This is a genomic window from Salifodinibacter halophilus (genome assembly GCA_012999515.1).
Lineage (GTDB): Bacteria > Pseudomonadota > Gammaproteobacteria > Nevskiales > Salinisphaeraceae > Salifodinibacter > Salifodinibacter halophilus.
The window spans coordinates 1-270 of record JABEEB010000271.1; the positions used below are offsets into that span (position 1 = coordinate 1).

The following is a 270-nucleotide window of genomic DNA, read 5'->3' on the forward strand; positions in this document are numbered from 1 at the left end:
CCAGCGCGCCGGCTACCGCACCCTCAGCGATGCGCCGGCCGCGGCGCCGACGCCGCCCGCGGCGATCCGGGTCGTGCCGGATCCGACCATGCCGCTGGGCGAATGGAACGCGCTGCTGCGCGGGCTGGAATTGCAGGTGGTCGAAGGTCCCAACGCCGTAGGCGCGTATCTGCTCGCGCCCGCCGCGCCGACGCAGGCGCAGGCCGCGCAGTTGTTGCAGCGGCTGCGCAGCGCGCCGGGCATCCGCCTGGCCGAATCCGTCGCTGCGCG

Annotated in this window: 1 protein-coding gene; it reads left to right on the plus strand. The window is 75.9% G+C overall.

The features are described from left to right. On the plus strand, positions 1–270 hold a 270-nt coding region (locus HKX41_11625), incomplete at both ends, for a zf-HC2 domain-containing protein (GenBank protein ID NNC24782.1).